The sequence below is a fragment of the Bacteroides sp. 1_1_30 genome (assembly GCF_020982715.1).
Classification (GTDB): Bacteria; Bacteroidota; Bacteroidia; order Bacteroidales; family Bacteroidaceae; genus Bacteroides; species Bacteroides xylanisolvens.
The window spans coordinates 42,903-65,773 of the sequence record NZ_JAJKHN010000027.1 but is presented as its reverse complement, the minus strand read 5'-3'; the positions used below and the strand labels follow the sequence as shown (position 1 = coordinate 65,773).

15 protein-coding genes and 1 pseudogene are annotated in these 22,871 nt (G+C 41.4%); 10 read left to right on the top strand and 6 right to left on the bottom strand.

What is annotated here, in order from left to right; genetic code table 11:
• The first annotated feature begins 31 nt into the window (after positions 1–31).
• The 5 genes from LPH68_RS10115 to LPH68_RS10095 are packed head-to-tail and all read left to right on the top strand — an operon-like array spanning position 32 to position 7,920.
• Complete coding sequence (locus LPH68_RS10115) at positions 32–1,828, top strand: RagB/SusD family nutrient uptake outer membrane protein (RefSeq protein WP_120067424.1); 1,797 nt, start codon at positions 32–34, stop codon at positions 1,826–1,828.
• A 36-nt stretch (positions 1,829–1,864) separates the two neighbouring features.
• Complete coding sequence (locus LPH68_RS10110; RefSeq protein WP_115484099.1) at positions 1,865–3,058, top strand: DUF5013 domain-containing protein; 1,194 nt, start codon at positions 1,865–1,867, stop codon at positions 3,056–3,058.
• 48 nt (positions 3,059–3,106) lie between these two features.
• Entirely contained in the window at positions 3,107–5,146 is a 2,040-nt protein-coding gene (locus LPH68_RS10105; RefSeq protein ID WP_115484098.1) for an IPT/TIG domain-containing protein, read from the top strand.
• Between the two features lie 54 nt (positions 5,147–5,200).
• On the top strand, positions 5,201–6,499 hold the full coding sequence (locus LPH68_RS10100) for an alginate lyase family protein (protein ID WP_115484097.1): 1,299 nt from the start codon (positions 5,201–5,203) through the stop codon (positions 6,497–6,499).
• 14 nt (positions 6,500–6,513) lie between these two features.
• Positions 6,514–7,920 carry a glycosyl hydrolase family 28 protein gene (locus LPH68_RS10095; protein WP_115484096.1) on the top strand — a complete coding sequence of 469 codons (1,407 nt, stop codon included), beginning with the start codon at positions 6,514–6,516 and terminating at the stop codon, positions 7,918–7,920.
• A gap of 720 nt (positions 7,921–8,640) precedes the next feature.
• On the opposite strand, the gene LPH68_RS10090 is transcribed toward LPH68_RS10095, so the two are convergent.
• The 3 genes and pseudogenes from LPH68_RS10090 to LPH68_RS10080 form a co-directional block, all read right to left on the bottom strand.
• Complete coding sequence (locus tag LPH68_RS10090; protein WP_115484095.1) at positions 8,641–9,486, bottom strand: pilus assembly protein N-terminal domain-containing protein; 846 nt, start codon at positions 9,484–9,486, stop codon at positions 8,641–8,643.
• Between the two features lie 77 nt (positions 9,487–9,563).
• Positions 9,564–10,751, bottom strand: a pseudogene (uxuA, locus tag LPH68_RS10085) (mannonate dehydratase).
• Positions 10,752–10,780: 29 nt separating this feature from the next.
• Positions 10,781–11,596 carry an SDR family oxidoreductase gene (locus LPH68_RS10080; RefSeq protein WP_008020332.1) on the bottom strand — a complete coding sequence of 272 codons (816 nt, stop codon included), beginning with the start codon at positions 11,594–11,596 and terminating at the stop codon, positions 10,781–10,783.
• A 120-nt stretch (positions 11,597–11,716) separates the two neighbouring features.
• On the opposite strand from LPH68_RS10080, the gene LPH68_RS10075 reads away from it, so the two are divergent.
• Both LPH68_RS10075 and LPH68_RS10070 read left to right on the top strand, forming a co-directional pair.
• The gene (locus LPH68_RS10075) at positions 11,717–12,598 is read left to right on the top strand and encodes an AraC family transcriptional regulator (RefSeq protein WP_004310215.1); all 882 of its coding nucleotides are present in this window, start codon (positions 11,717–11,719) and stop codon (positions 12,596–12,598) included.
• 70 nt (positions 12,599–12,668) lie between these two features.
• On the top strand, positions 12,669–14,621 hold the full coding sequence (locus LPH68_RS10070) for a glycoside hydrolase family 97 protein (RefSeq protein ID WP_004310216.1): 1,953 nt from the start codon (positions 12,669–12,671) through the stop codon (positions 14,619–14,621).
• 344 nt (positions 14,622–14,965) lie between these two features.
• On the opposite strand, the gene LPH68_RS10065 is transcribed toward LPH68_RS10070, so the two are convergent.
• Entirely contained in the window at positions 14,966–15,808 is an 843-nt protein-coding gene (locus LPH68_RS10065; RefSeq protein ID WP_004308578.1) for an aldo/keto reductase, read from the bottom strand.
• Positions 15,809–16,044: 236 nt separating this feature from the next.
• Between LPH68_RS10065 and LPH68_RS10060 the strand changes: the two genes are divergently transcribed.
• Entirely contained in the window at positions 16,045–17,661 is a 1,617-nt protein-coding gene (locus tag LPH68_RS10060) for an alpha/beta fold hydrolase (RefSeq protein ID WP_151923672.1), read from the top strand.
• A 25-nt stretch (positions 17,662–17,686) separates the two neighbouring features.
• Here LPH68_RS10060 and LPH68_RS10055 read toward each other — a convergent pair whose 3' ends face one another.
• On the bottom strand, positions 17,687–18,070 hold the full coding sequence (locus tag LPH68_RS10055; protein ID WP_117610819.1) for a DUF3037 domain-containing protein: 384 nt from the start codon (positions 18,068–18,070) through the stop codon (positions 17,687–17,689).
• Positions 18,048–18,830, bottom strand: a complete 783-nt coding sequence (locus tag LPH68_RS10050) for a HipA family kinase (RefSeq protein ID WP_004308580.1) — start codon at positions 18,828–18,830, stop codon at positions 18,048–18,050. The genes LPH68_RS10055 and LPH68_RS10050 overlap by 23 nt, the downstream gene beginning before the upstream one ends.
• Positions 18,831–18,994: 164 nt before the next feature.
• Here LPH68_RS10050 and LPH68_RS10045 point away from each other — a divergent pair, with 164 nt between their 5' ends.
• A complete protein-coding gene (locus LPH68_RS10045; RefSeq protein WP_008774953.1) occupies positions 18,995–20,929 on the top strand; it encodes a glycoside hydrolase family 127 protein in 1,935 nt (644 codons plus the stop codon).
• A 15-nt stretch (positions 20,930–20,944) separates the two neighbouring features.
• On the top strand, positions 20,945–22,870 hold the full coding sequence (locus tag LPH68_RS10040; RefSeq protein WP_099146614.1) for an alpha/beta fold hydrolase: 1,926 nt from the start codon (positions 20,945–20,947) through the stop codon (positions 22,868–22,870).
• The last annotated feature ends 1 nt before the right edge of the window (position 22,871 follow it).

Below are 22,871 nucleotides of genomic sequence, written 5' to 3'. Positions count from 1 at the left end.
GCTATGGAAAATTAAATACAGAACAGAAGATATGAAAAAGATAACGAACTATATATTAATTTGTACCTGCGCATTGGGATTTTCTTCATGCGTGAATACGTTCCTTGATTTGGAACCCCTAGATGCCAAGACAGATGTGATTTATTTCAAGACACCGGAACATTTCCGTGAATATGCTAACGGGCTTTACGGGCAATTATTGGGATGGCAGTCTTCTTATGGAAGTATATTCGATCACATGGATGCGGCATCCGATCTTTCTACTTGTTTCAGATATTCGTATGGTGTGGGAACCGGTGTGATGGGAGTTCCTAATGACGATAGTCGTTGGGGTAATTGCTATGGCAATATTCGTGCCACTAATCACATGTTTGAAAGAGCTGTTTCTTCCTATACAGGTAATTTGGCAGATATTAAAAAAGAATTAGCCGAAGGTCATTTTTTTCGTGCCTACAACTACTTTTACTTATTGAAGTTTTTTGGCGGAGTGCCTGTCGTTACGAAGGTTCTCGACGTGACTTCACCGGAGTTATATGGAAAACGTAACAGTCGTTATGAAGTTGTCGATTTGATTTTGTCCGACTTGGATGAAGCTATCGCAGGATTGCCGTTGGAACAGAATATCACTTCTGCCGACAAAGGCAAAATTAGCAAACAGGCTGCACAGGCTTTTAAGGCTCGTGTGTTACTTTATGAAGCTACCTGGCGTAAGTACAATGGCACTTCTACTGATTTTGAAGGTTCTGCCGGTCCGGCTTCCGATCAGGTAAATACTTTCCTGGAAGAATCTGTTCAACTATCCGAAACAGTGATGGGAGATGCTGCTTATTCCCTTTGGAATTATAACAATGTAGCAGCTATGAGAAATATGAGCAATCGTTACCTGTTTAATATTGAAGAAGAAGCTAGTAATCCTGCCGGTGCCGGAAGAGCGACGAACAAGGAATTTATCATCGCTTCTGTATATAGTCAGGAAACGCGTAAAGGACAGGTAGATTTGAATCGGGTGATTTATACGGATATGCGTCCCAGCCGGAAATTGATTGATATGTTTTTATGCACTGACGGGCTTCCGGTCAGCATGTCTGATAAGTTCCAGGGATATAAGAATCCGGGAGATGAATTTCAGAATCGGGATTTCCGTTTGACTTCTTATGTAGGTTCATATGCTACGAGCCTGACAGTTGAGAACTGTGGGTATGGTGTTTCCAAGTTTGCTATTACCGATATTCAACGCCAAAGTAAAGATGAATCGGCCAATTATCCGGTACTTCGGTTAGCAGAAGTATACTTGAACTATGCCGAAGCTGTGATGGAGCGTTATGGTGAAATATCGGATGACCAGTTGAATAAATCTATCAATAAGATCCGTGCTCGTGCTGGAATTGCCAACTTGACAAATGCATTGGCAAAGCGAATTCAGGAAGGGGTACCGGCAAATGCGAATAAGACAGTCAATCAGGTGATGCTGGATGAGATCCGTCGTGAACGTGCATTGGAACTCTATATGGAAGGTTTCCGTTGTGACGACCTGAAACGTTGGGGTATTGCGGAAGAGAATCTGAATGAGTCTCGTTGCGGTGCGGTGGTAGGTAATGCTAGTTATCCTACAGCATTTGTAGACGAAAACGGGAATGCTACCAGTGCTTTCAATCCGGCTATTTTTACGAAAGGAACGGAAGTTGTAGAAACAGGTAAAGGTAAGTTACCTTGTGTAGTGCTTCTCAAATCATCTGACTGTGCATTTACTAAAGGAGATTATTTGTGGGCGATTCCAAGAAATCAAATCAATCTGAATTCGAATCTGGTACAAAATCCGGGATATTAATCATTCAATTGTTTAACGTATAATACCATAGATTATATGAAGTTTTTATTCAAATATACATTTCACTTGGCAATACTTGCTTATGTTTCCGCACTTTTCTCCGGTTGTGAGCAAGACCCCAAGTACAGAGTTTATGATTATCCTGTGCCGGTAGTGGAGAGTATATATCCCACAGACGGATATGTCACTACGCAGGTTGTTATTACAGGAACCAATTTCGGTGATCGTGCTGAAGCAGTGAAAGTTTTCTTCGGTGAAGCCCAATCCAATAAAGTGCTCGACTGCAAGAACAACCGTTTGGTAGTGGAGGTGCCGGAAACGGCAGTAACAGGCAATCTGTCTTTACAGATTTATAATAAAAAGGTGGAGAATATCGGTCATTATACAGTACTACCTACACCACGTGTCATTACAGTGACTTCTGATAGTGAAGACGGTGAAGGGGTAGCCGATACGGGAGACAAGGTTACTATAACAGGTGAAAACTTTGGTACGGATCCATCCGATATTTCTGTTAGTTTCAATGGAACGCCGGCCGAATTTGAGCTGGTGGATGAGTCTACTATTGTTGCGACAACTCCTGCTGATTATCAGACAGGTAGTGTGACTGTGACTATTCACGGATATACAATGACAGGTGGTGCAATGTTCAATCCTAATTCGAAGGGTGATGTGACAGTGCTTTATCTTCAAAACTATAAGCAGCCGTTTGCCAAGGCAAATGATGAAAGTTGGAAGAACGGTGAATGGTGGACTCCGGCAGTGTGGAATCAAAATGCAGCATCGTTCAATGCAAAAGGCAATACGACTGTTTCCGGAATGCAATATAAATCAGAAGAAGGCTTAACGTTAGCATTCCAGAATGGATGGGATAAAGAAGCTTATACGAATGGGAAAATGTGGCAGGTTGCTACGCTCCGTCCTGGTAAATACAGACTGGAAGTCACTTATGCATATACATTGGTAGTTACTGATGCGGGGAACTTTATTTCCGTATTGATAGCTAAAGGAGATAGTGAAAGTGATATACCGAATGTCGCTGATCTTGAGCAATTAAATGGAGTTTATGTGGCCTATGATAAAATGGGAACAGCGAATGATTCGGGTACGTTGGTTACACCTTCATTTGAAGTAACGGAGACAACGGACGTTGTTATTGGATTCCTGACTTCATTGGCAAAGGGTAATTCATACTTTAAGGTGACAGAATTGAAATTGATTCTTGAATAATGTGGAAAAGAAAAAAGAGTAATCCATCATGATAATATAATTAAGATTATGAAGAAAATATATAACTATCTGTTTCCCGTTTTTCTCTCGTTTTTCGCATTAGCTGCTTGTGACGAGGACAATGAAGAAATTGTTCCAATGAGTTACACTGATCCTGTGGCGACCGTAACAAAGATAGAACCCGTCGAAGGATATGTTGGAAATGAATTTACCATTAATGGTGATGATTTTGGAATCAGAACCGAAGATGTAAAAGTATTTATCGGTTCCCAGGAGGCAACAGTCATCTCCTGTGCCGATGATGCTATTCTAGCGAAAGTGCCGCAATTGGCTACAAACGGAAAAATAACTGTTGAAGTCTTCGGACAACGTGTAGAAACTGATCTTGTTTATCGTGTACTTGGTAAACCGGGTGTTAGCGCAGTGAAACCTTCTTATGGTTTTCCCGGTACCAGTATTGTTTTCGAAGGACAAGAGTTTGTGTCTTCCAAAACATTATATACTTTGACTTTCGGAACTTCTACGGATAAGGCAGAGATTGTGGGAACGCCTACTGATACCGAATTTACAGCAAAAGTTCCCGAGACGGCTGTCAGTGGAGTCATGACACTTGTTATGGCAGAACAAACGATTGATTTGACTTCTTATCCTTTCACGGTGTTGAAGCATGCAACGCTTGATATTCCTAAGGAAGACGAACCGGTTACATCAGGTTTTGCTGGCAGTAAATTTGCAATAACAGGAACCAATCTTGTGCAAGAATTGCTGGATAAGTCTGTTGAAGGGTTGGAGCCTTTGAAAGTAACTTTTTCTAAAGCTGGCGGAGAACCTGTAGAAGCTGTAATAGATACAGATAATTTGACGGATAAGAGTATTCCACTCACTGTACCTGCTTCGTTGGAAGCTGGAGATTATACAATTACTGTCATTACTCCGTTTGAAACTATCGGGACACAGTTGAAATATACGGTATTACCGATGCCTACAGTAACAGGCATTTCAACGAAAGCCGGATATATTAATACGGAAGTAACGATCATTGGTCAGAACTTTGGTACGAAAGCTGAAAATATTCAGGTCTTTTTCGGAGAAACAGTTTGTGATAAAGTGACACTGAATGATAAAGGTAATATCGTAGTGAATGTTCCCAAAGGAGTTTCATCGGAAGCTCCGGTGAAGATTAAGCTGATAATTCAGGGTAAGGAAATAGAGATGGGCGAATCGGGCACATTTGAGGTTTGGGAAACTCCGGAAATCACTTCTGTTGAAACACCGTATATTTATCCTTATGGTACATTAGTAAAAGCCGGGCAGGAAATAACATTTACAGGAAAAGGTTTTGGAACGGATAAGAATTCTGTTACAGTTACTTTTGAGGGAATATCCGTACCCGTTACGGTTAAAGAGATTACTACGACTTCTATTACTGTAACGGTTCCGCAAGGTTTCAATGGTGGAAAAGTAACAATGGTGTTTGAAGGTATTGCACAACCCGTAGAGAGTGATATGTTACAACCTCTGCCGGTGGATGGAGATATTTCTCAATATGTACTCATGAACTATAAACAGCCTTTTGAATATGTAAAAGAAGGTGGGGATAAAGGATTCCATAAAAAAGGAGAGTGGGCAAAAGCTGCTTATTGGATAGTTCAGAACTCTAACTTGACTGCTGGTGAAGGAGGTGCTGCTGTTGATTTGGCATTTAAAACGAAATATGGTGATGGAAGTGATGCAGGTTTGGCTTTACAAACAGATTGGGGATTTGACAATCCTAAAAATGATGGTAAGGTATATCAGACTTCTCATCTTCAAAAAGGAAAATATAAGTTGACGGCACACGTTTATGAATATGACGGCAGAGGTTTTACCGGTTATGTTGCGGTTTGTAAAGGTAACGAGATGGCAAATACGAGTGATATACCAAGTAAGAGTCTGGCAAACGCTTCTATTTCGGGTACGGGTGATGTAGTAGTTGATATTCTTGTTGAAGAGCCTACCGATGTTGTCATTGGTTTTGTATGTACGATTACAGTAAAACAAGGACGGGCTAAGATAGATAATTTCAAATTAGAGTTAGTAGAGCAATAAACTATAATTGGGTGCACCGTAATCAATGGTACGGTGTACCATTAAACCAAAAATATGATGAAAAAGATATATTATATAGCCGTGGTATTCGCTATCCTGTTTTTGGCAGGATGTGGTGACGGCATTGACCTTCCGGGTGTCAATGTGGAAACTGATTTGAATAAAATTCCTCTTCCTGATAATAACGTAAATTTGGAACAGGTTGAACTTAAACCGTCAACGGAACCCATGCTGCATGAAGGGTTGCATACGGAGGAAGACTTCCAGCGTATCCGGGATAAAAAAGCTGCCGGAGAAGAGCCTTGGGTTAGCGCTTATCAATTATTAGTAGAAAGTCAGTTTTCGCAGAAGACGGCAGATACTTATCCTACGGAATGGATTAAACGTGGAGTTTCCGGTGATGAAAATTATATGAATGCAGCCAGAGGGGCCACTATTGCATATCAGCAGGCGCTTCGTTGGAAGATTGAACAGGATGATGAATATGCGGCAAAAGCAGTGGAGAATCTGAATAAGTGGGTACAGACTTGTGTAGGTGTAACAGGTAATACGAATTTATCGCTTGCCGCAGGACTTTATGGTTATGAATTTGCTATTGCCGGTGAATTATTGAGGGATTATGAAGGATGGGATCGTGCGGACTTCGCAGCGTTCCAGAATTGGTTGCTTAAAGTGTTCTATCCTGCTAATGATGATTTCCTGAAACGTCATCACGATACGAATGCGTTACATTATTGGGCTAACTGGTGTCTTTGTAATATAGCGGCTAAAATGGCTATCGGCATTGTAACCGATCGTCGTGATATTTATAATGAAGGTATCGGCCATTTGCAGACAGGTGATACAAACGGACGTTTACGTCGTGCTATCTATCACGATTATGCACCGGACTATAACTTTGCTCAATGGCAGGAAAGTGGACGTGACCAAGGGCACACGTTGATGTGTGTCGGATTGATGGGAGTTATTTGTCAGTTGGCATGGAGTCAGGGAGACGATTTCTTTGCTTATGATGACAATCTGTTCATGCGGGCTTGCGAATATGCTGCTTGTTGTAATTACACTAATGAGACTGTACCATATACTACTTATATATGGCAAAAACAGAGTCAATGGGGATATCCGATTCCGGAAGAGCAAACAACACTTGGTGGCGGTAAATGGATCAAACGTGCAATATGGGCGTTGCCTTACTATCATTACAAAGGGGTAAAAAACATCTCGGATGATAATCTCAAATACACTAAGATTGCTACCGAATATGTAGGAATAGAAGGAGGCGGCGGTTATTATGATGCTAATTCCGGCGGGTATGATGTACTTGGACTCGGTACATTGATGTATGCACAATAAATGAATAACTTAAAATGAATAGACTGATAAGAATAGCGCTTACATTTTTACTTGTAATGACTTCAGGAGTTATACAGGCAGAAATTGTTATCTATCCGGTGCCACAAGGCATCTACTATGCCCGTCACAATGACGATTATACAGTAAAAGTACGACAAGTAGGTGAAAAAGATTGGGTAGACCTTTATGAATATAATGTAAAGGTGGACATGGATACCAAGTCGGATGCAACCATGGTACAGTTTGATTTTTCCGGTAAAGTGGAAGTGCTGGTGCAAAAGAATAACGGGGAACTCCGTTCAGCAGTAGTGCGTCCACTATCTAAAGGAATTCAGCCGGAGATAGACGGAAATTTTCTGCTGTTCACATTGGATAAACCACAAAAACTCTCTGTAGAGTTCAACGGTGACCGTTTGAATAATCTGCATGTGTTTGCCAATCCGATCATTGAGAATGTGCCTGATAAGAATGATCCGAATGTGATGTATTTTGAGTCTGGTATACACGAACCCACAGATGTGGCAGGCAAATGCTTCCGTATTCCTTCCAACACGACTGTCTATCTGGAAGGTGGAGCGGTGCTGAAAGGTTGCCTGACTTGCGACAGTGTAGAGAATGTAAAGATTCTCGGACACGGTATGTTGCTTGAACCGCAGCAGGGAATATCGGTGGCATACTCCAAGAATGTACTGATTGATGGAATTACAGTTGTCAACTCCCGTCACTATACAGTTTCCGGTGGACAATCACAGGGAATTACTATCAAGAATCTGAAATCATTCAGTTATCAGGGTTGGAGTGACGGATTGGATTTTATGTCTTGCTCGGATGTAGTGATTGATGATGTTTTTCTTCGTAATTCAGACGACTGTATAGCCATCTATACGCATCGTTGGAATTATTATGGAGATTCTCGTAATATCTGTGTACTTAATTCTACACTATGGGCGGATATTGCTCACCCTATCAATATCGGTACGCATGGAAATACTGAAACGGGAGATGAAGTTTTGGAAGATATAGTATTCAGGAATATCGATATATTGGAACATGATGAAGATGATCGCGATTATCAAGGCTGCATGACTATCAACGTAGGAGATCACAATCTGGCACAAAATATTACTTTTGAGGATATTCGTGTGGAACATATCCAGGAAGGACAATTGTTTCATCTACGGGTGATGTATAACCAAAAATACAATACAGGTCCCGGCAGAGGTGTCAAGAACATAACATTTCGTAATATTTCATGTACCGGGAAGTATATCAATCCTTCTTTGATAGAAGGTTACGATAAGAATAGGAAAATCGAGAATGTTTTGTTCGAAAACATTGTGTTGAACGGTAAACGGATCACTTCTTTGAAAGAACTGAATATAGATAAAAAAGATTTTGTAGAGAAGATACGAATAAAGTAGCTAACAAATAAAAGATTGTGTTGATTTTACTCTCACACTCTCACCTTTTTCTTATATCCCTTTATTCATCGTGTTTTCGAGGGTGAGAGTAAAGGTGAGGGTAATGGTGAGAGTAACTTTTACTCTCACCAAATGATGTAATACAGTAGATTGATATAGAAAAGTGTGGCTATTAGTGGGGTAACCCACTGTATTTATAATGTCAGAACTATACATTCATTACTAAAAGTATATGTGTTCAAACAATTATGCAACAATCAAATGAAACGGCTTACTTTAATGAGCTGATTTGTTTACTGCCGTTAGCTTTTCAGCTCATAGCAGTAAACAAGCCAGCTCACAGCAGTGAGCTTTTGAAGATGAAGTAAGCTTAATCATTAGGGTCCATAGGGTTATTGTTATGAACCTTATTGCTTTGATTCCAACATATTAGTGGCTATCAACTGGTTTATGCCTGTTTGTCAAGATAAGAAGCCAAGTCTGGCAACTAGAATTAGGACGAAACACAGGGTGAGGGTAAAAGTTACTCTCACCTTTACCCTCACCTTTACTCTCACCCTCGAAAGCACGATGAATAAAGGGATATAAGAAAAAGGTGAGAGTGTGAGAGTAAGTCTAATAAAACTATTGTGTATAGCGTTTTTAATTAAATGGAAGATGCGACAAAAAACAGTTATTCGTGCTTTTTGCCGCATCTATTTTATAGAAAGAGGAATAAACCTATCGTAACGGAGTGAATGAACCTATATAAATGCGTTCTATTTTCAGGGAGGTGGCATTTATTCCGAATAGGTCGGTCACATCTGATTTATAATCTTCAGTTACATCTTCCACTAACCAATAAGGAATCGGGCCAAGGTCTCGTGTGGTGATACTCTTTGAAGTATCGGGACGTTCGGGAAGTTTAAATTTGCAGTCATACTCTTTACCATTGATTGTAATTTGGAATGTAGTGCCTGACTCTGATGTGGAGCGGGAGAAGCTTCCTTCTATTTTCGGAGCATTTTCTTTACCAGTAACAATTGTCACTTTGCCACTACTTTTTTGGTCATAAGAGAAAGCTATTCCTCCTGTAGCTTGTATACCCGCTTCCTCCTTTATCTTTTTTATGACCGCTTCTAGTTTTTCTTTTTGTTGTTCATCCAACAGACTTTCATCTATTCCTGTGATTTTTGCTTCCACAGAATTCACTGAAAAAGATTGTTTGCCGTTGACGACCTTTAGCCCTATTTTTATGATTCTTCCATCAGCGTCTTTTACCATCAATGACGTGCTGCCCAGTTTTATAGAGCTGATTTGAATATCATTGTTTTCATCCACATAAGCTGTAGCAATTTGCCCATCGGCTATTTCTGCTGTATAAGGAGCTACGCCACCCTTAATTCCCAACTTTGTTCCTCCCGTGATTGACAAACTGGTTTCACTAATGGGAGGTTCCGGGTCGAGCATTACTTCCCAGTATTCAAACAGGTAAAAATCGTCAGCCTCGTCGCTGCATGAATAAAATACAGGAAGGGAGCATAATAGAATAAATAGTAGACAGAGCTTCGTAGTTTTTGCTTTCATGATATTCTTCTTTTTTGTTTCTTCACAAAAGTAAAGCTCCTTTCCTGTATTTCAAAGTATATTGATGAAAAATAAGATTAAAACTCTATCTTATGTTGTTTCTCATCATCCACCACAGCCATCATTCCTTCTACCTGTGCTAAAGCCAGCATACGTCCGTGGAAAGAATAACCGGCATTGTAGCCTTTATCTTCATCTCCGAGCATCAATCGTCCATGATCTACGCGCATGGGAAGTCCCGGATTCTCATTTTCGAAAATGCGGATGAGATCAATCAGATGTCCTCTTCCTGATAGATGGGAACTTTCGATGAAGTTTCCTCCCGGCATGGCCTCTGTACTGCGTAGATGAACGAAATGGGTTCTTCCTGCAAACTTCTTCGCCAATTCACGAGTATCATTATGTGCGCCTGCACTAAGAGAACCAGCACAGAAAGTCAGCCCATTATGCGGATTGTCTACGGCATTCAGGAACCAGGCTATATCTTCTTCATTGGTGACAATACGGGGTAGGCCGAGAACTTGGAATGGAGGATCATCCGGGTGTACACACATATTGATACCATATTCATCGCATACAGGCATAATTGCAGAAAGGAAGTAACACATATTCTCTCGTAAAGCATCCCGGTCTATGTCTTTATATAAACCTAACAGACGTTTGAATATAGCAACTGGGTTTTTATCTCCTTCTTTGATATTACCGTTCACAAATCCTTGTGTCTTGACGATAATAGTATCAATCAAATTATCCTTTTCGGTCTCTGTAATCACTTTGTCCAGTTCGGCAACTTTATGCAGTTCTTCTTCTGTGTAGTCTTTTTCAGCTCCTTCACGTTCCAGTATTTTGATGTCGAAGTAAGCGAAACGAATACGGTCGTAGTAAAGCGAACTGGTACCGTCCGGCCAAGGGTACTGTAAATCCGTACGTATCCAGTCGATTACCGGCATGAAGTTGTAACAGACTGTTTTCACTCCGCATTTACCCAGGTTGGCAAGACTTACTTTATAATTTTCGATCAACTGTTCACGTTCCGTACCCGCATACTTGATTGCCTCACAAACCGGAAGGCTTTCCACGACCGACCAGCGCAACCCATACGATTCAATATACGATTTTAAATCGTTGATGGCTTCTACTGTCCAAATCTCTCCGTTCGGTACCTCGTGTAATGCAGTGACGATTCCTTCAACACCTATCTGACGGAGCATTGGCAAGGTGATTTTATCTTTCTTGCCGAACCATCTCTATGTTTTTTCCATCATAGCGTTTGAATAAATTAAAAGATTAAATATTAAACGCCGCTGAATGCACTGAAACCACCATCGATAGGCAACATAGCTCCCGTTACGAAACTAGCGGCTTCACTGCACAGGAATTGTACGGCACCATTCAATTCTTTGATGTCGCCGAAACGATTCATCGGAGTCTTGGCTAATACCTTTTTACTTCTGTCGGTCAATGAACCATCCGGGTTGATAAGTACACGACGGTTTTGGTCACCGATAAAGAATCCCGGAGCGATAGCATTAACACGGATACCATCACCGTATTTCAGTGCCATTTCGCTTGCCAGCCATTGGGTGAAGTTGGCTACTGCCGTTTTAGCGGCCGAGTAACCCGGTACACGGGTGATAGCACTATAAGCAGCCATAGAAGATACATTGATGATGCATCCTTTCTTCTGTTTTGCCATTACCTTACCGAATATCATGGACGGATAAACTGTACCGTTCATATTCAGGTTAGTCACTTTTTCCCAGCAAGAGATGTCCATATCATAGAAGTGCTGATCTGGTTCGAGAGTGGCTCCCGGCATATTGCCACCGGCAATGTTCAATAGAATATCGATCTGTCCCCATTTGGCTACGACTTCTTCGGCTACTTTCTCCAGGCTGGCGATGTCAAGTACATTACCGATGATGCCGATTACATCGTTACCATATTGCTTAAGTTCAGCCACACGGTTGTCCAGTTGCTCCTGACGAATGTCAATAGCTACAACTTTTGCTCCCTGCTGTACAAAGTGTTGGGCAATATTTCCGCCCAGTACACCACCTGCTCCGGTAATAACAGCAACTTTACCGGCAATACTAAATAATTCGTTCATGTTTTCTATCAAATGTTTTTATGAATGGATGCAAAAATAGCGGGTTTTTATACATGCTATGATGCGTATTTTTGCAAGATATTTACCTATCTTTGCAAAAGCAGTTTAGAAAGGAGATTTATGAAGAAGATAATGAATGAGAAGTTGACTATTACGACTTCTAATCCCGTCCGTGCCCGCTTTTATGAATATCCACGTTTCACGTATCCGTGGCATTTTCATAGTGAGTATGAAATTATTTATGTGGAGAAGGGAGAGGGGGATTGTCTGGTGGGTGACAGCATTATCTCCTATTCAAAAGGTGATTTGATTCTTTTCGGTTCCGAACTGCCTCATAGTATGCAAAGTCCACCGGACGGCGGGGAAGAATCTGATAACGAAGAAAAATCCGAACTGAAAGTAAGAGGAGTCAATATTCAGTTTGAAAAAGACTTCATGCATTATTCTATATCTCAATACTCCCAGTTTATTCCTATCAGGAATTTATTGGAGGATGCTTGCAGAGGAATTAAATTCACAATTACCCGTTCGGGGAAAATCATTAAGCTATTAAAACAAATACCTTCTGCCAAAGGAGTAGATCAAATTATCCTGTTGCTTTCACTCCTACAAATGATGGCTACCAGTAATCACAGGAAGTATCTGACTACTTCTCATTATACTCCGTCTCCTTCGATTATGCGTAATGAAAGAATGGAAAAAGTGATTGCCTATTTGAATAAACATTATACCGAGTCTATCGGTCTGGATGAAATTGCTTCTTATACAGCGATGAACCCTACTGCTTTCTGCCGATACTTTAAAGAAAACACAGGAAAAACATTCAAAGAGTATGTACTTGATATGCGTATCGGATATGCTTGTAAACTATTGAATAGTAGTATGATGAATATATCTCAAATCAGTGCTACTTGCGGATTTGAATCACCTGTACATTTTAACCGCATTTTTAAAAGGGTGACAGGAATGACACCTACTTTTTATAGGGAACAGATGGAATAAGCTTTTCAGGCAATAAACATTTGAGTATAATTTCTTTCTCGTTCGTATATAATAGGAAAGATGAATAAACATGAACGTAAATAGAATGAAGAAAAGAATTTTGCTTTTGTTGTTGGTGATACCGGCATTGATAAAAGCGCAAGATGTGATGACAGAAACCCGTCAGGAACTGACGTCTCCTGATGGAGCTTATCGTTTTACCTTTTATCAACGTGCGGTAGGAGAGGATAATGCACAAATGTATTATACCTTGACTTATAAAAATCGTCCGGTGATTGAAGAAAGTAAACTGGGTGTTCTGATTGAAAATCAGTTGTTTGAATCGGCGTTGGGTATACCGAATGATACTTGTCATTTTTGGTGTGAGAATCTGAAGTTGACGGGGACTGAACATCAAAAGACGGACGAGAGATGGAAGCCTGTATATGGCGAGCGTGCGGAGGTTCGTGATTGCTATAATGAGATGACCTTGAAGTTCAAGAAAGGAGAAGGAAAAGGTAATCGGGATGGTGGTTATGATAAGCGTAAAAACTACTTTATGAATATCATAGTCCGCGCCTATAATGAAGGAGTTACTTTCCGCTATCATTTTCCGGAAATGACAAACGGGCTTTTCTTGCATATCGTCGGTGAGCAGACTAGCTTCACAATGCCTGAAGGAACGATGGCGTATTATGAACGTTGGGCACAAGGGCCTTATGAACTCCGTCCGTTGGAAGGATGGGGCAAAGAGGAGAGTGAGCGTCCTTTGACATTGAAACTGCCTGATGGATTATCTGTAGCCTTGTTGGAAGCGGAAATGGTGGATTATGTTCGTGGTAAATTCCGTTTATCGGCAGAGAAACCTTCCACTTTGGAGACAAGCCTGTATAGTAGCGTCGATATTATTTCTCCTTACAGTACTCCGTGGCGTGTAATCATGGTTGGCGAACGTCCGGTCGATTTAATTAATAATAATGATCTTGTCTTGAATCTGAATCCGGCTTGCAAACTGGCTGATACTTCTTGGATCAAACCCGGGAAAGTATTCCGTTCGGGCGACTTGAAACAAGATAGAGTAAAAGCGGCCATTGATTTTGCGGCAGAACGCGGTATTCAGTATGTACACATGGATGCAGGCTGGTACGGACCGGAAATGAAAATGAGTTCGGACGCTACTACAGTTTCTTCTGATAAAGACCTTGATATACCTGCTTTGTGTAAATATGCCGAATCGAAAGGAATCGGACTTATGGTGTATGTCAATCAGCGCGCATTAGTGCAGCAGTTGGATATTCTGTTGCCTTTGTATAAAAAATGGGGATTGAAAGGTATCAAGTTCGGTTTTGTACAGATAGGTAATCAGCGTTGGAGTACCTGGTTGCATGATGCAGTTCGTAAATGTGGAGAATATAATCTGATGGTAGATATTCATGACGAATATCGTCCGACAGGTTTCAGCCGTACTTATCCTAACCTGATGACGCAGGAAGGTATTCGTGGAAATGAAGAAATGCCGGATGCCACACACAATACGACTCTTCCTTTCACCCGCTATCTGGCAGGTGCAGGAGACTATACGCTTTGCTATTTCAATAATCGGGTGAAGAATACGAAAGCACATCAGTTGGCGATGGCAGCTGTGTATTACAGTCCTTTGCAATTTATGTTTTGGTATGACAGACCGGAATTCTACCAGGGAGAAGAAGAACTGGAATTTTGGAAAGCAATTCCGAGTGTATGGGATGACAGCCGCGCGTTAGATGGAGAGATTGGTGAATATATCGTTCAGGCACGTCGTTCGGGGAATGACTGGTTTGTAGGAGCAATGACGAATACGGAAGCCCGCACAATTACATTGACTACGGATTTTCTGGAACCGGGTAAGAAGTACATGCTTCACCTGTACGAAGATGATGACAAGCTGAATACACGCACGAAAGTACGCAGTACTCATAAGAAGATAAAAGCCGGAGATAAGCTTGTTTTGAAGCTAAAAGCAAGTGGCGGAGCCGCATTGCATTTCACTCCGCTAAAGAAATGACTCAAATTATTTTGATGGTCATTGAGTATGTGAAAATGACAAGTAAATGATAATTTTGCGGAGTGCCCTGAAAGGGCTTAATTATATAGCGTAGGGCAACGCCCTACGAAAAAGACACATCGGCCACAAGCCCTGAAAGGGCGGAACCGTATACAATTATGCCCTTTCAGGGCGCAAATTCAGATTGCTGTTTTTACGTAGGGCGTTGCCCTACGCTATATAATTAAGCCCTTTCAGGGCACCCCAATAAATATATAATTGTAAGGCTTTCAGCCTAACCGATAAATTCTCATTTAACCGCTAAATTCCCATTTGTAGTCTTTATTGGGATTTACTACTTACCACTATTTACCATAATTAATCAACCACTTCACCATCTCCGGATCATAGTGGGAGAAAAAGAGTGTTTTAGCTGTATCAAGCGCAGCGATAGCCGCCATATCGTCCGGTGTTAACGAAAAATCGAAAACATTGAAATTCTCAATCATACGTTCTTTATGAGTCGATTTAGGAATCACGATGATATTGCGTTGAATCAGATAACGCAGTGCGACCTGTGCCACTGATTTGCCATATTCTTTACCGATTTCCTGGAGAGTCGGGTTGGTAAAGAAGTCGTTTCGTCCTTCAGCAAACGGTCCCCATGACATAATTTTAGTACCATATTCTTTCATTACTTCCTGCAACTTTATCTGTTGGTTGAAAACGTGTGTCTCTACCTGATTGACGGCAGGAGTAATTTCACAGAATTCTGCCAAGTCTATAAAGCGGTCAGGATAGAAGTTGCTGACACCGATTGCACGGAGTTTACCAGCCTTATATGCTTCCTCCATAGCCCGGTAAGTTCCATAATAATCACCGAATGGCTGATGAATGAGCAGTAAGTCTATATAATCACTTTTTAATTTGTGAAGTGATTCATCAATAGAAGCTTTAGCTTTTTCGTAACCGGCATTTGAAATCCATACTTTTGTAGTGATGAACAGTTCCCCACGTGGTACGCCGCATTTACTGATTGCATTTCCAACACCTTCTTCGTTATGATAGGCTTGTGCCGTATCAATAGAACGATAGCCCACACTGATTGCATCCGACACGCAACGTTCACACTCTTCAGGCGTAACCTGATAAACACCATAACCTAAAATAGGCATTTCAATGCCATTGTTCAATTTTACTTTTTCCATAATCGAGTATATTATTAAAATAAAAGCGTATTCTAATGTTTTTATTATCTTTATTTCCTCTATACAAAGTTAGTCTGTAAAAGGTAATCTGTTTTTATATAGATTACGGGTTTTGCTACCTTTTTTACGGATAACTCTATCTTTGCATTTAATATCTACTATTATATAGTCGTTTTTTGAGTATTTTGTTCTTCATATTCGTAGTATAGGAAGTTAAATCAATTAAAAGAAGCATTATGAATAAATATTTTCTTGTTGTATTGTTGTCATTATTCATGCAGGTTGCTAAGGTGGCAGCAGCCCCCTGGCAATGGTCAGTGGAAATAAAAGAGCTGATTTCAGAAGAGACAAACGCCCACCCTTCTGCCTATCTATGGATACCGGAAAACTGTAAACAAGTCCGTGCCGTCATCATCGGGCAACACAATATGACCGAAGAAACAATTTTCGAGCATCCTGAATTTCGGAAGAATATGGGCAAACTGGGAATTGCAGAGATATGGATCACTCCCGGAATAGACCAACGCTGGGACGTGACAAAAGGTACCCAACAAATCTTTGAAACAATGATGAAGAACTTGTCTGAAATAAGCGGATATACAGAACTGGAGTTTGCCCCGGTTATACCCATCGGACACTCGGCAATGGCTACTTATCCGTGGAACTTTGCCGCCTGGAATCCTGAACGTACATTGGCCGTACTCTCTATTCACGGTGATTCTCCCAGAACTCATTTGACGGGTTACGGGCGTGCGAATTTGGATTGGGGAACCCGTACGATTGAAGGTATCCCCTCATTAATGGTAATGGGAGAGGACGAATGGTGGGAAGACCGGTTGATAACCTCTTTCGATTATCGTCGTGAATATCCGAATGCTCCCCTTGCATTTCTTGCTGATGCAGGACACGGACATTTCGACATATCCGATGAATTGATTGATTATCTTTCCCTCTTTCTGAAAAAGACAGTGGAATATCGGTTGCCGGAGCATTCGTCATTGGATGCTCCGATTCAGTTAATTCCGGTAGAAGCAAAGAATGGCTGGCTGGCAGACCGTTGGCGAAAGAATGAAAAGCCTACAGCCGAAGCCGCTTCCTATGATAAGTATAAAGGAGACAAGAACCATGCGTTTTGGTATTTTGATAAGGAAATGGCAGATGCCACAGAAAAATATTACGCCAATGAGCGTGGAAAGACAGAGCAGTATATCGGCTTTGAGCAAAAAGGAAAACTGATAACTTTCAATCCGAAATCCCATGTACGTATGTCTCCTTCTTTTCAACCCGAAGCGGACGGAGTCACTTTCCACCTGAAAGCAGTGTACACAGATACGTTAAGGAACGAATATTCAAAAGAACACAGTACGCATCCCATTCGAATGTCGAGAATTTGCGGTCCGGTGGAAGTGGTGAATGATACAACTTTTACTGTTCGTTTCTATCGGATGGGATTGGATAATCCTAAACGTACAGGAGGCATCTGCCTGATGGCTTCCGTAAAACAGGATCATAAATACCGGAGTGCCGTTCAGCAGGTAGAGATTCGTATTCCTTACCGGAATAAGGAAGGGATACCCCAAAGTATAATTTTCCCGAAACTATCCGATGTAAAAGCTTCAGTGAAAGAAATAAGTTTAAATGGAACTGCTGACTCCGGCCTTCCGGTTTACTATTATGTAAAAGAAGGTCCGGCAGAGATAAAGGGAGATAAACTGGCATTGACTAAAATTCCCCCACGTGCAAAATTTCCGGTAAAGGTGACAGTGGTAGCCTGGCAATATGGGCGTAGCGGAGAACCTAAAGTGCAGACTGCTGAAGCAGTAGAACAGAGCTTTTATATTACTGCCCGTTAGTTTGACAAAGAGATTGTCCAAGGAATCAGAGTACTAATTCCTTGAACAATCTTTCCAAAGTCTTATCTAAATCAGTAGAAAATCCCGGATGTGGGCGAGATACTTGTATGCAGGAACTTCTTACTGCAGTCAGCCAACGAAATCTGTCAGGAATATCCATATTGGCTATGGCTCCTCCCTCTTTATTTCCCATGCATATCTTGTCAAAGACCTGTAACCCTTCTTTCAGGCAATTCATATCCAGTTCGGAAGAAAACAGTTTTAGTTTGTTCTCATCTATCGTATAGAGGGATTTCAGGTATTTGGCTTGTTTGGAAAACAACACAATCCCCATATTGATAAACTCCTCCCGTTCTACTTTAGGAACGAAACGGATGACTGCGTATTCATATAAGTGCCTTTCTTGCATTTTGCGCTTCATTTACAAATGTTTCGGAATGTTTCATCCTTTCTTCTAAGAATCGAATATAAATGTCTCTCAAATCCTGTGGAGTTTCTGTGCCTTCTGTCCAGTTCAACCAGTCGTCGGGAATAGCATTGACTATCTCACGGATTTTATCAGAAGTCAATATCTGTCTGAATTCGATATCTACTTCTTCCAGTCTATCGGCAAACGGTAATAATACATGATCTTTTATCTGTACAAAAGGAACCAGTGCCTGTTTTTGCCAGTTAGTCCAGGAATGGTGGAAATAAAGGGACGCCCCATGATCTATCAGCCATAGTTCTTTGTGCCATATCAACATATTGGTGTTTTTAATGGTACGGTCTACGTTAGTCAGCAAGGCATCCAGCCATACTACTTGCGAAGCCGTTTTTCCATCTACTTGATGTACTATCGGATCAAAGGTCAACGAACCGGAAAGGAAATGCAATCCCATATTCAGTCCTCGACTCCATTGAAGTAAATCCTGTATCTCTTCGTCTGCTTCCGTTCGTCCGAAGGCCTCGTCCAGATTCAGAAAAACTATTTCGGGGACTCTGAAACCCAGTGCACGGGCTATCTCCCCACCAATCAGTTCGGCAATCAGCGCTTTTGTTCCGTGTCCTGCCCCCCTGAATTTGACTACATACTTAAATTCATCGTCAGCTTCGGCTAGAGCAGGCAATGAGCCTCCCTCACGCAGAGGAAGAATATATCTTGTAACATTTGCCGTACGTAAATCCATGTAGCTCCTTTCTTTAATTTGGGGAATAAAGATAGGACGTTTTAGATGAATTTTATAAGAAAGTGGGCTTTAAATTAAAGAATTGTAGCTTAATTAAATAATTTTGTGGCTTTGAGTGTTTAAGGCACCTTGTTCGTATCTTATAGATAAAAGATAGAAATAATATGAATAAGAAAGTTTTAGTTACGGTAATCTTGTTTGGTTCATTGACAGTATCGGGTATAGTGTCAGCTCAATCTGTATATCCCGGACAACATCAGGGAAAGTTGAAAAAGGAAACAGTCGCTCCCCTTCAGGCGGAAAGTTTTGATTTGAAAGATGTTCGCCTGTTGCCAAGTCGTTTCCGTGATAATATGCTTCGGGATTCTGCCTGGATGACGTCAATAGATGTGAATCGTCTGCTACATAGCTTCCGTACCAATGCCGGTGTGTTTGCCGGACGTGAGGGCGGATATATGACAGTGAAGAAACTGGGTGGTTGGGAATCTTTGGATTGCGAACTTCGCGGACATACTACCGGACACATGCTCTCGGCACTTGGTTTGATGTACGCAGCTACCGGCAGTGAGATATTCAAACTGAAAGGCGATAGCTTGGTTAACGGATTGGAAGAAGTGCAGAATGCACTGAAAAACGGGTATTTGAGTGCCTGGCCCGAAGAACTGATAAACCGGAATATTCAGGGAAAAGGTGTATGGGCTCCCTGGTATACTCTGCACAAACTTTTCTCCGGGCTGATAGATCAATATCTGTATGCGGATAATAAGAAAGCATTGACTATCGTCACCCGAATGGGTGATTGGGCATACAATAAATTGAAACCCCTTAGTGAAGAAACACGTAAACTTATGATCCGCAATGAATTTGGCGGTATCAATGAGTCATTCTATAATTTATACTCAATAACGGGAGATGAACGTTATCGCTGGCTGGCGGAATATTTCTACCACAATGACGTAATCGACCCATTGAAAGAACTTCGTGATGACTTGGGAACGAAGCATACCAATACTTTCATCCCGAAAGTGATAGCCGAAGCCCGCAACTACGAGTTAACCCGCAACGAGACAAGCAGGAAACTATCGGAATTCTTCTGGCACACCATGATTGACCATCATACTTTTGCTCCGGGATGTAGCAGTGACAAAGAACACTACTTTGATCCGAAGAAGTTATCCCAACATCTGACCGGCTATACCGGAGAAACTTGTTGTACCTATAATATGCTCAAACTTAGCCGCCATCTTTTCTGCTGGACGGGCGATTCATCTATTGCGGATTATTACGAAAGGGCATTGTATAATCACATCTTGGGACAACAAGACCCTGAAACAGGTATGGTAGCTTATTTTCTGCCTTTGCTTTCCGGGTCTCATAAACTGTATAGCACAAAAGAGAACTCTTTTTGGTGTTGTGTCGGTAGCGGATTTGAGAATCATGCAAAGTTTGGAGAAGCCATCTACTACCATAACAATCAGGGAATATATGTAAATCTATTTATCCCTTCACAGGTAACCTGGAAAGAAAAAGGACTGACAATCCGTCAGGAAACGGAATTCCCACAGGAAGAAACAACACGTTTTACTCTTCAGGCAGAAAATCCTGTCCGCACGACTATTTATCTGCGCTATCCTTCGTGGAGCAAGGATGTAAAAGTTTCGGTGAATGGTAAGAAAATATCTGTAAAACAGAAATCTGGTTCTTATATTGCCATTACCCGTGAATGGAAAGATGGCGATCAAATCTCGGCTACTTATCCGATGCAAATCAAACTGGAAACTACTCCGGATAACCCGGATAAGGCAGCCCTGTTATATGGCCCGTTGGTATTGGCGGGAGAACGGGGAACTGAAGGTATGCAAGCCCCTGCTCCTTTCTCAAATCCTGCTCTTTATAATGATTATTATACCTATAATTTTCATGTCCCAGCACATTTGCGTACCTCTTTGAAACTAGATAAGAAACACCCTGAACGTGCTTTGCAACGTGTAGGAAGTGATTTGAAGTTTACGACAGAACAAGGAGATGTGATTCGTCCGCTATACGATTTGCATCGCCAGCGCTATGTCGTATATTGGGATTTACAATCAGAAGAATAGATAGTAAACAACGAAATGAATAATCGTTTATTAATTGCCGCTTTTGTAAGTATCTGCTTTTTGTCCGGTTCTTGCAAAATATCATCCGGTCAGGGAAGTCGGTATGACTTCTCTTCTTTGGATTCTGTTATCCAAGGATGGGTAGACAAGGGATATTACCCCGGAGCATCCATTTGTGTAGTGAAGAATGATACCGTCATTTTTCAGAAGAACTATCGGGATTATACACCCGATACAAAAGTATATGTCGCTTCTGCCGGAAAATGGGTAGCGGCTGCTGTCATAGGCGCGGTGGTAGACCGTACTGATTTGGGATGGGATGATCCGGTAGAAAAATGGTTGCCGGAATTTAAAGACGATGCTAAAGGTAAGATTCTTCTCCGGCAATTATTATCCCATACATCAGGAGTACGTCCATATCTTCCCGAGCCCCGTGTAGATAACTATAATCATTTGGATTCGGCAGTCACTGAAATTCTCCCTTTGGATACAGTCTTTACTCCCGGCACTCGTTTTGAATATGGTGGACTTGCCATGCAAATTGCCGGAAGAATGGCAGAAGTGGCGATGGGAGAGGAGTTTGAGACTCTTTTTCAAGAACTGCTGGCGCAACCTTTGGAAATGAAAAACTCTCATTTTACCCCAATCAACACGGACGGCGGACATGCACCCATGTTAGGGGGCGGACTGTGTACTACAATGAATGATTATCTTCACTTCCTGTCCATGATTTATCACGATGGAATGTATAATGGCAAGCAAATTATATCAGCAGAAACTGTGAAAGAAATGCAGGCCGACCAAGTGAAAGGCGCCATAATCCCTTCGAATAACTCGGATAATTATGTAGCGAAAGGACTGGGACAATCCCACAATGGAATCTACGGATTAGGAGAATGGCGTGAATTAATAGATAAAAAGACAGGTGAAGCTTATCAGATTAGTTCACCGGGATGGGCCGGTGCTTATCCGTGGATAAATAAACACGATAAAGTTTACGGATTCTTCATCTCCCATGTAGCAGGTTCTTCTGCTAAAGAAGACGGTTTTTCTTCTTTCTTTGGCAGCCCTGTCATTTCACGGACCGTTTCAGAAATACTGAAAGGTAAGCCATTGGTTGTCAAACAAGGACGTATCAATGTAGGAAACGGCTCTCTATACTATGAGGAAGCCGGTCAGGGTGAACCGATCATCTTTGTACACGGTCATTCGCTTGACCATCGTATGTGGGATGAGCAATTTTTAGTGTTTGCGAAAAAGTATCATGTCATTCGCTATGATTTAAGAGGATACGGCATTTCTTCTTCCCAAACAGAAGATTATCAATTTATGCATGTTGAAGATCTGGTTACTTTGATGGACTCTTTGCACATCAAGAAAGCGCATATCGTCGGACTTTCTTTGGGGGGATTTATCACTGCTGATATGTTGGCGTATTTCCCAGACCGGATGTTATCGGCTTTTTTAGCCAGTGGAAACATTCGAAAGTCCAAAGGTCCCAGTGAACCGATGACTAAAGAGGAAGCAAAGGTACGTGATGACGAAATAGCTGCCCTGAAAAAGAAAGGAGTGGAAGTGATGAAGAAAGAGTGGTTTGAAGGATTAATGAAATCCGGTGGTAGCCAGCGTGAACGGATGCGTGTGCCTTTGTGGCAGATGATTGACGAATGGGATGCGTGGCAACCGCTACACAAAGAAGTACGGGTAGTAGCAGGGCTGGATGCTATTGAAGAATTGAAGAAGAGTCACCCTGCTGTACCTGCCTTAATTGTAGAAGGTCATTCTTCTGATAACAAATTTTCAAAAAATCCTCCCATATTGGAATATCTACCTAATGGAAAGCTGAAAATCATAGAGGATTGCGGGCACATGATGAATATGGAGCGACCGGAGGAATTCAATGCAGCTTTAGAAGAATTTTTAATCAATATTGAACAGTAAA

What these genes read in the sequence shown, in the direction of transcription:
- LPH68_RS10095 (WP_115484096.1), top strand. Translation starts at nt 6,514, where the DNA reads ATGAATAGACTGATAAGAATAGCGCTTACATTTTTACTTGTAATGACT.
- LPH68_RS10105 (WP_115484098.1), top strand. Translation starts at nt 3,107, where the DNA reads ATGAAGAAAATATATAACTATCTGTTTCCCGTTTTTCTCTCGTTTTTC.
- LPH68_RS10090 (WP_115484095.1), bottom strand. Translation starts at nt 9,486, where the DNA reads ATGAAAGCAAAAACTACGAAGCTCTGTCTACTATTTATTCTATTATGC.
- LPH68_RS10065 (WP_004308578.1), bottom strand. Translation starts at nt 15,808, where the DNA reads ATGGAAAAAGTAAAATTGAACAATGGCATTGAAATGCCTATTTTAGGT.
- LPH68_RS10075 (WP_004310215.1), top strand. Translation starts at nt 11,717, where the DNA reads ATGAAGAAGATAATGAATGAGAAGTTGACTATTACGACTTCTAATCCC.
- LPH68_RS10055 (WP_117610819.1), bottom strand. Translation starts at nt 18,070, where the DNA reads ATGCAAGAAAGGCACTTATATGAATACGCAGTCATCCGTTTCGTTCCT.
- LPH68_RS10050 (WP_004308580.1), bottom strand. Translation starts at nt 18,830, where the DNA reads ATGGATTTACGTACGGCAAATGTTACAAGATATATTCTTCCTCTGCGT.
- LPH68_RS10100 (WP_115484097.1), top strand. Translation starts at nt 5,201, where the DNA reads ATGATGAAAAAGATATATTATATAGCCGTGGTATTCGCTATCCTGTTT.
- LPH68_RS10060 (WP_151923672.1), top strand. Translation starts at nt 16,045, where the DNA reads ATGAATAAATATTTTCTTGTTGTATTGTTGTCATTATTCATGCAGGTT.
- LPH68_RS10115 (WP_120067424.1), top strand. Translation starts at nt 32, where the DNA reads ATGAAAAAGATAACGAACTATATATTAATTTGTACCTGCGCATTGGGA.
- LPH68_RS10045 (WP_008774953.1), top strand. Translation starts at nt 18,995, where the DNA reads ATGAATAAGAAAGTTTTAGTTACGGTAATCTTGTTTGGTTCATTGACA.
- LPH68_RS10040 (WP_099146614.1), top strand. Translation starts at nt 20,945, where the DNA reads ATGAATAATCGTTTATTAATTGCCGCTTTTGTAAGTATCTGCTTTTTG.
- LPH68_RS10080 (WP_008020332.1), bottom strand. Translation starts at nt 11,596, where the DNA reads ATGAACGAATTATTTAGTATTGCCGGTAAAGTTGCTGTTATTACCGGA.
- LPH68_RS10070 (WP_004310216.1), top strand. Translation starts at nt 12,669, where the DNA reads ATGAACGTAAATAGAATGAAGAAAAGAATTTTGCTTTTGTTGTTGGTG.
- LPH68_RS10110 (WP_115484099.1), top strand. Translation starts at nt 1,865, where the DNA reads ATGAAGTTTTTATTCAAATATACATTTCACTTGGCAATACTTGCTTAT.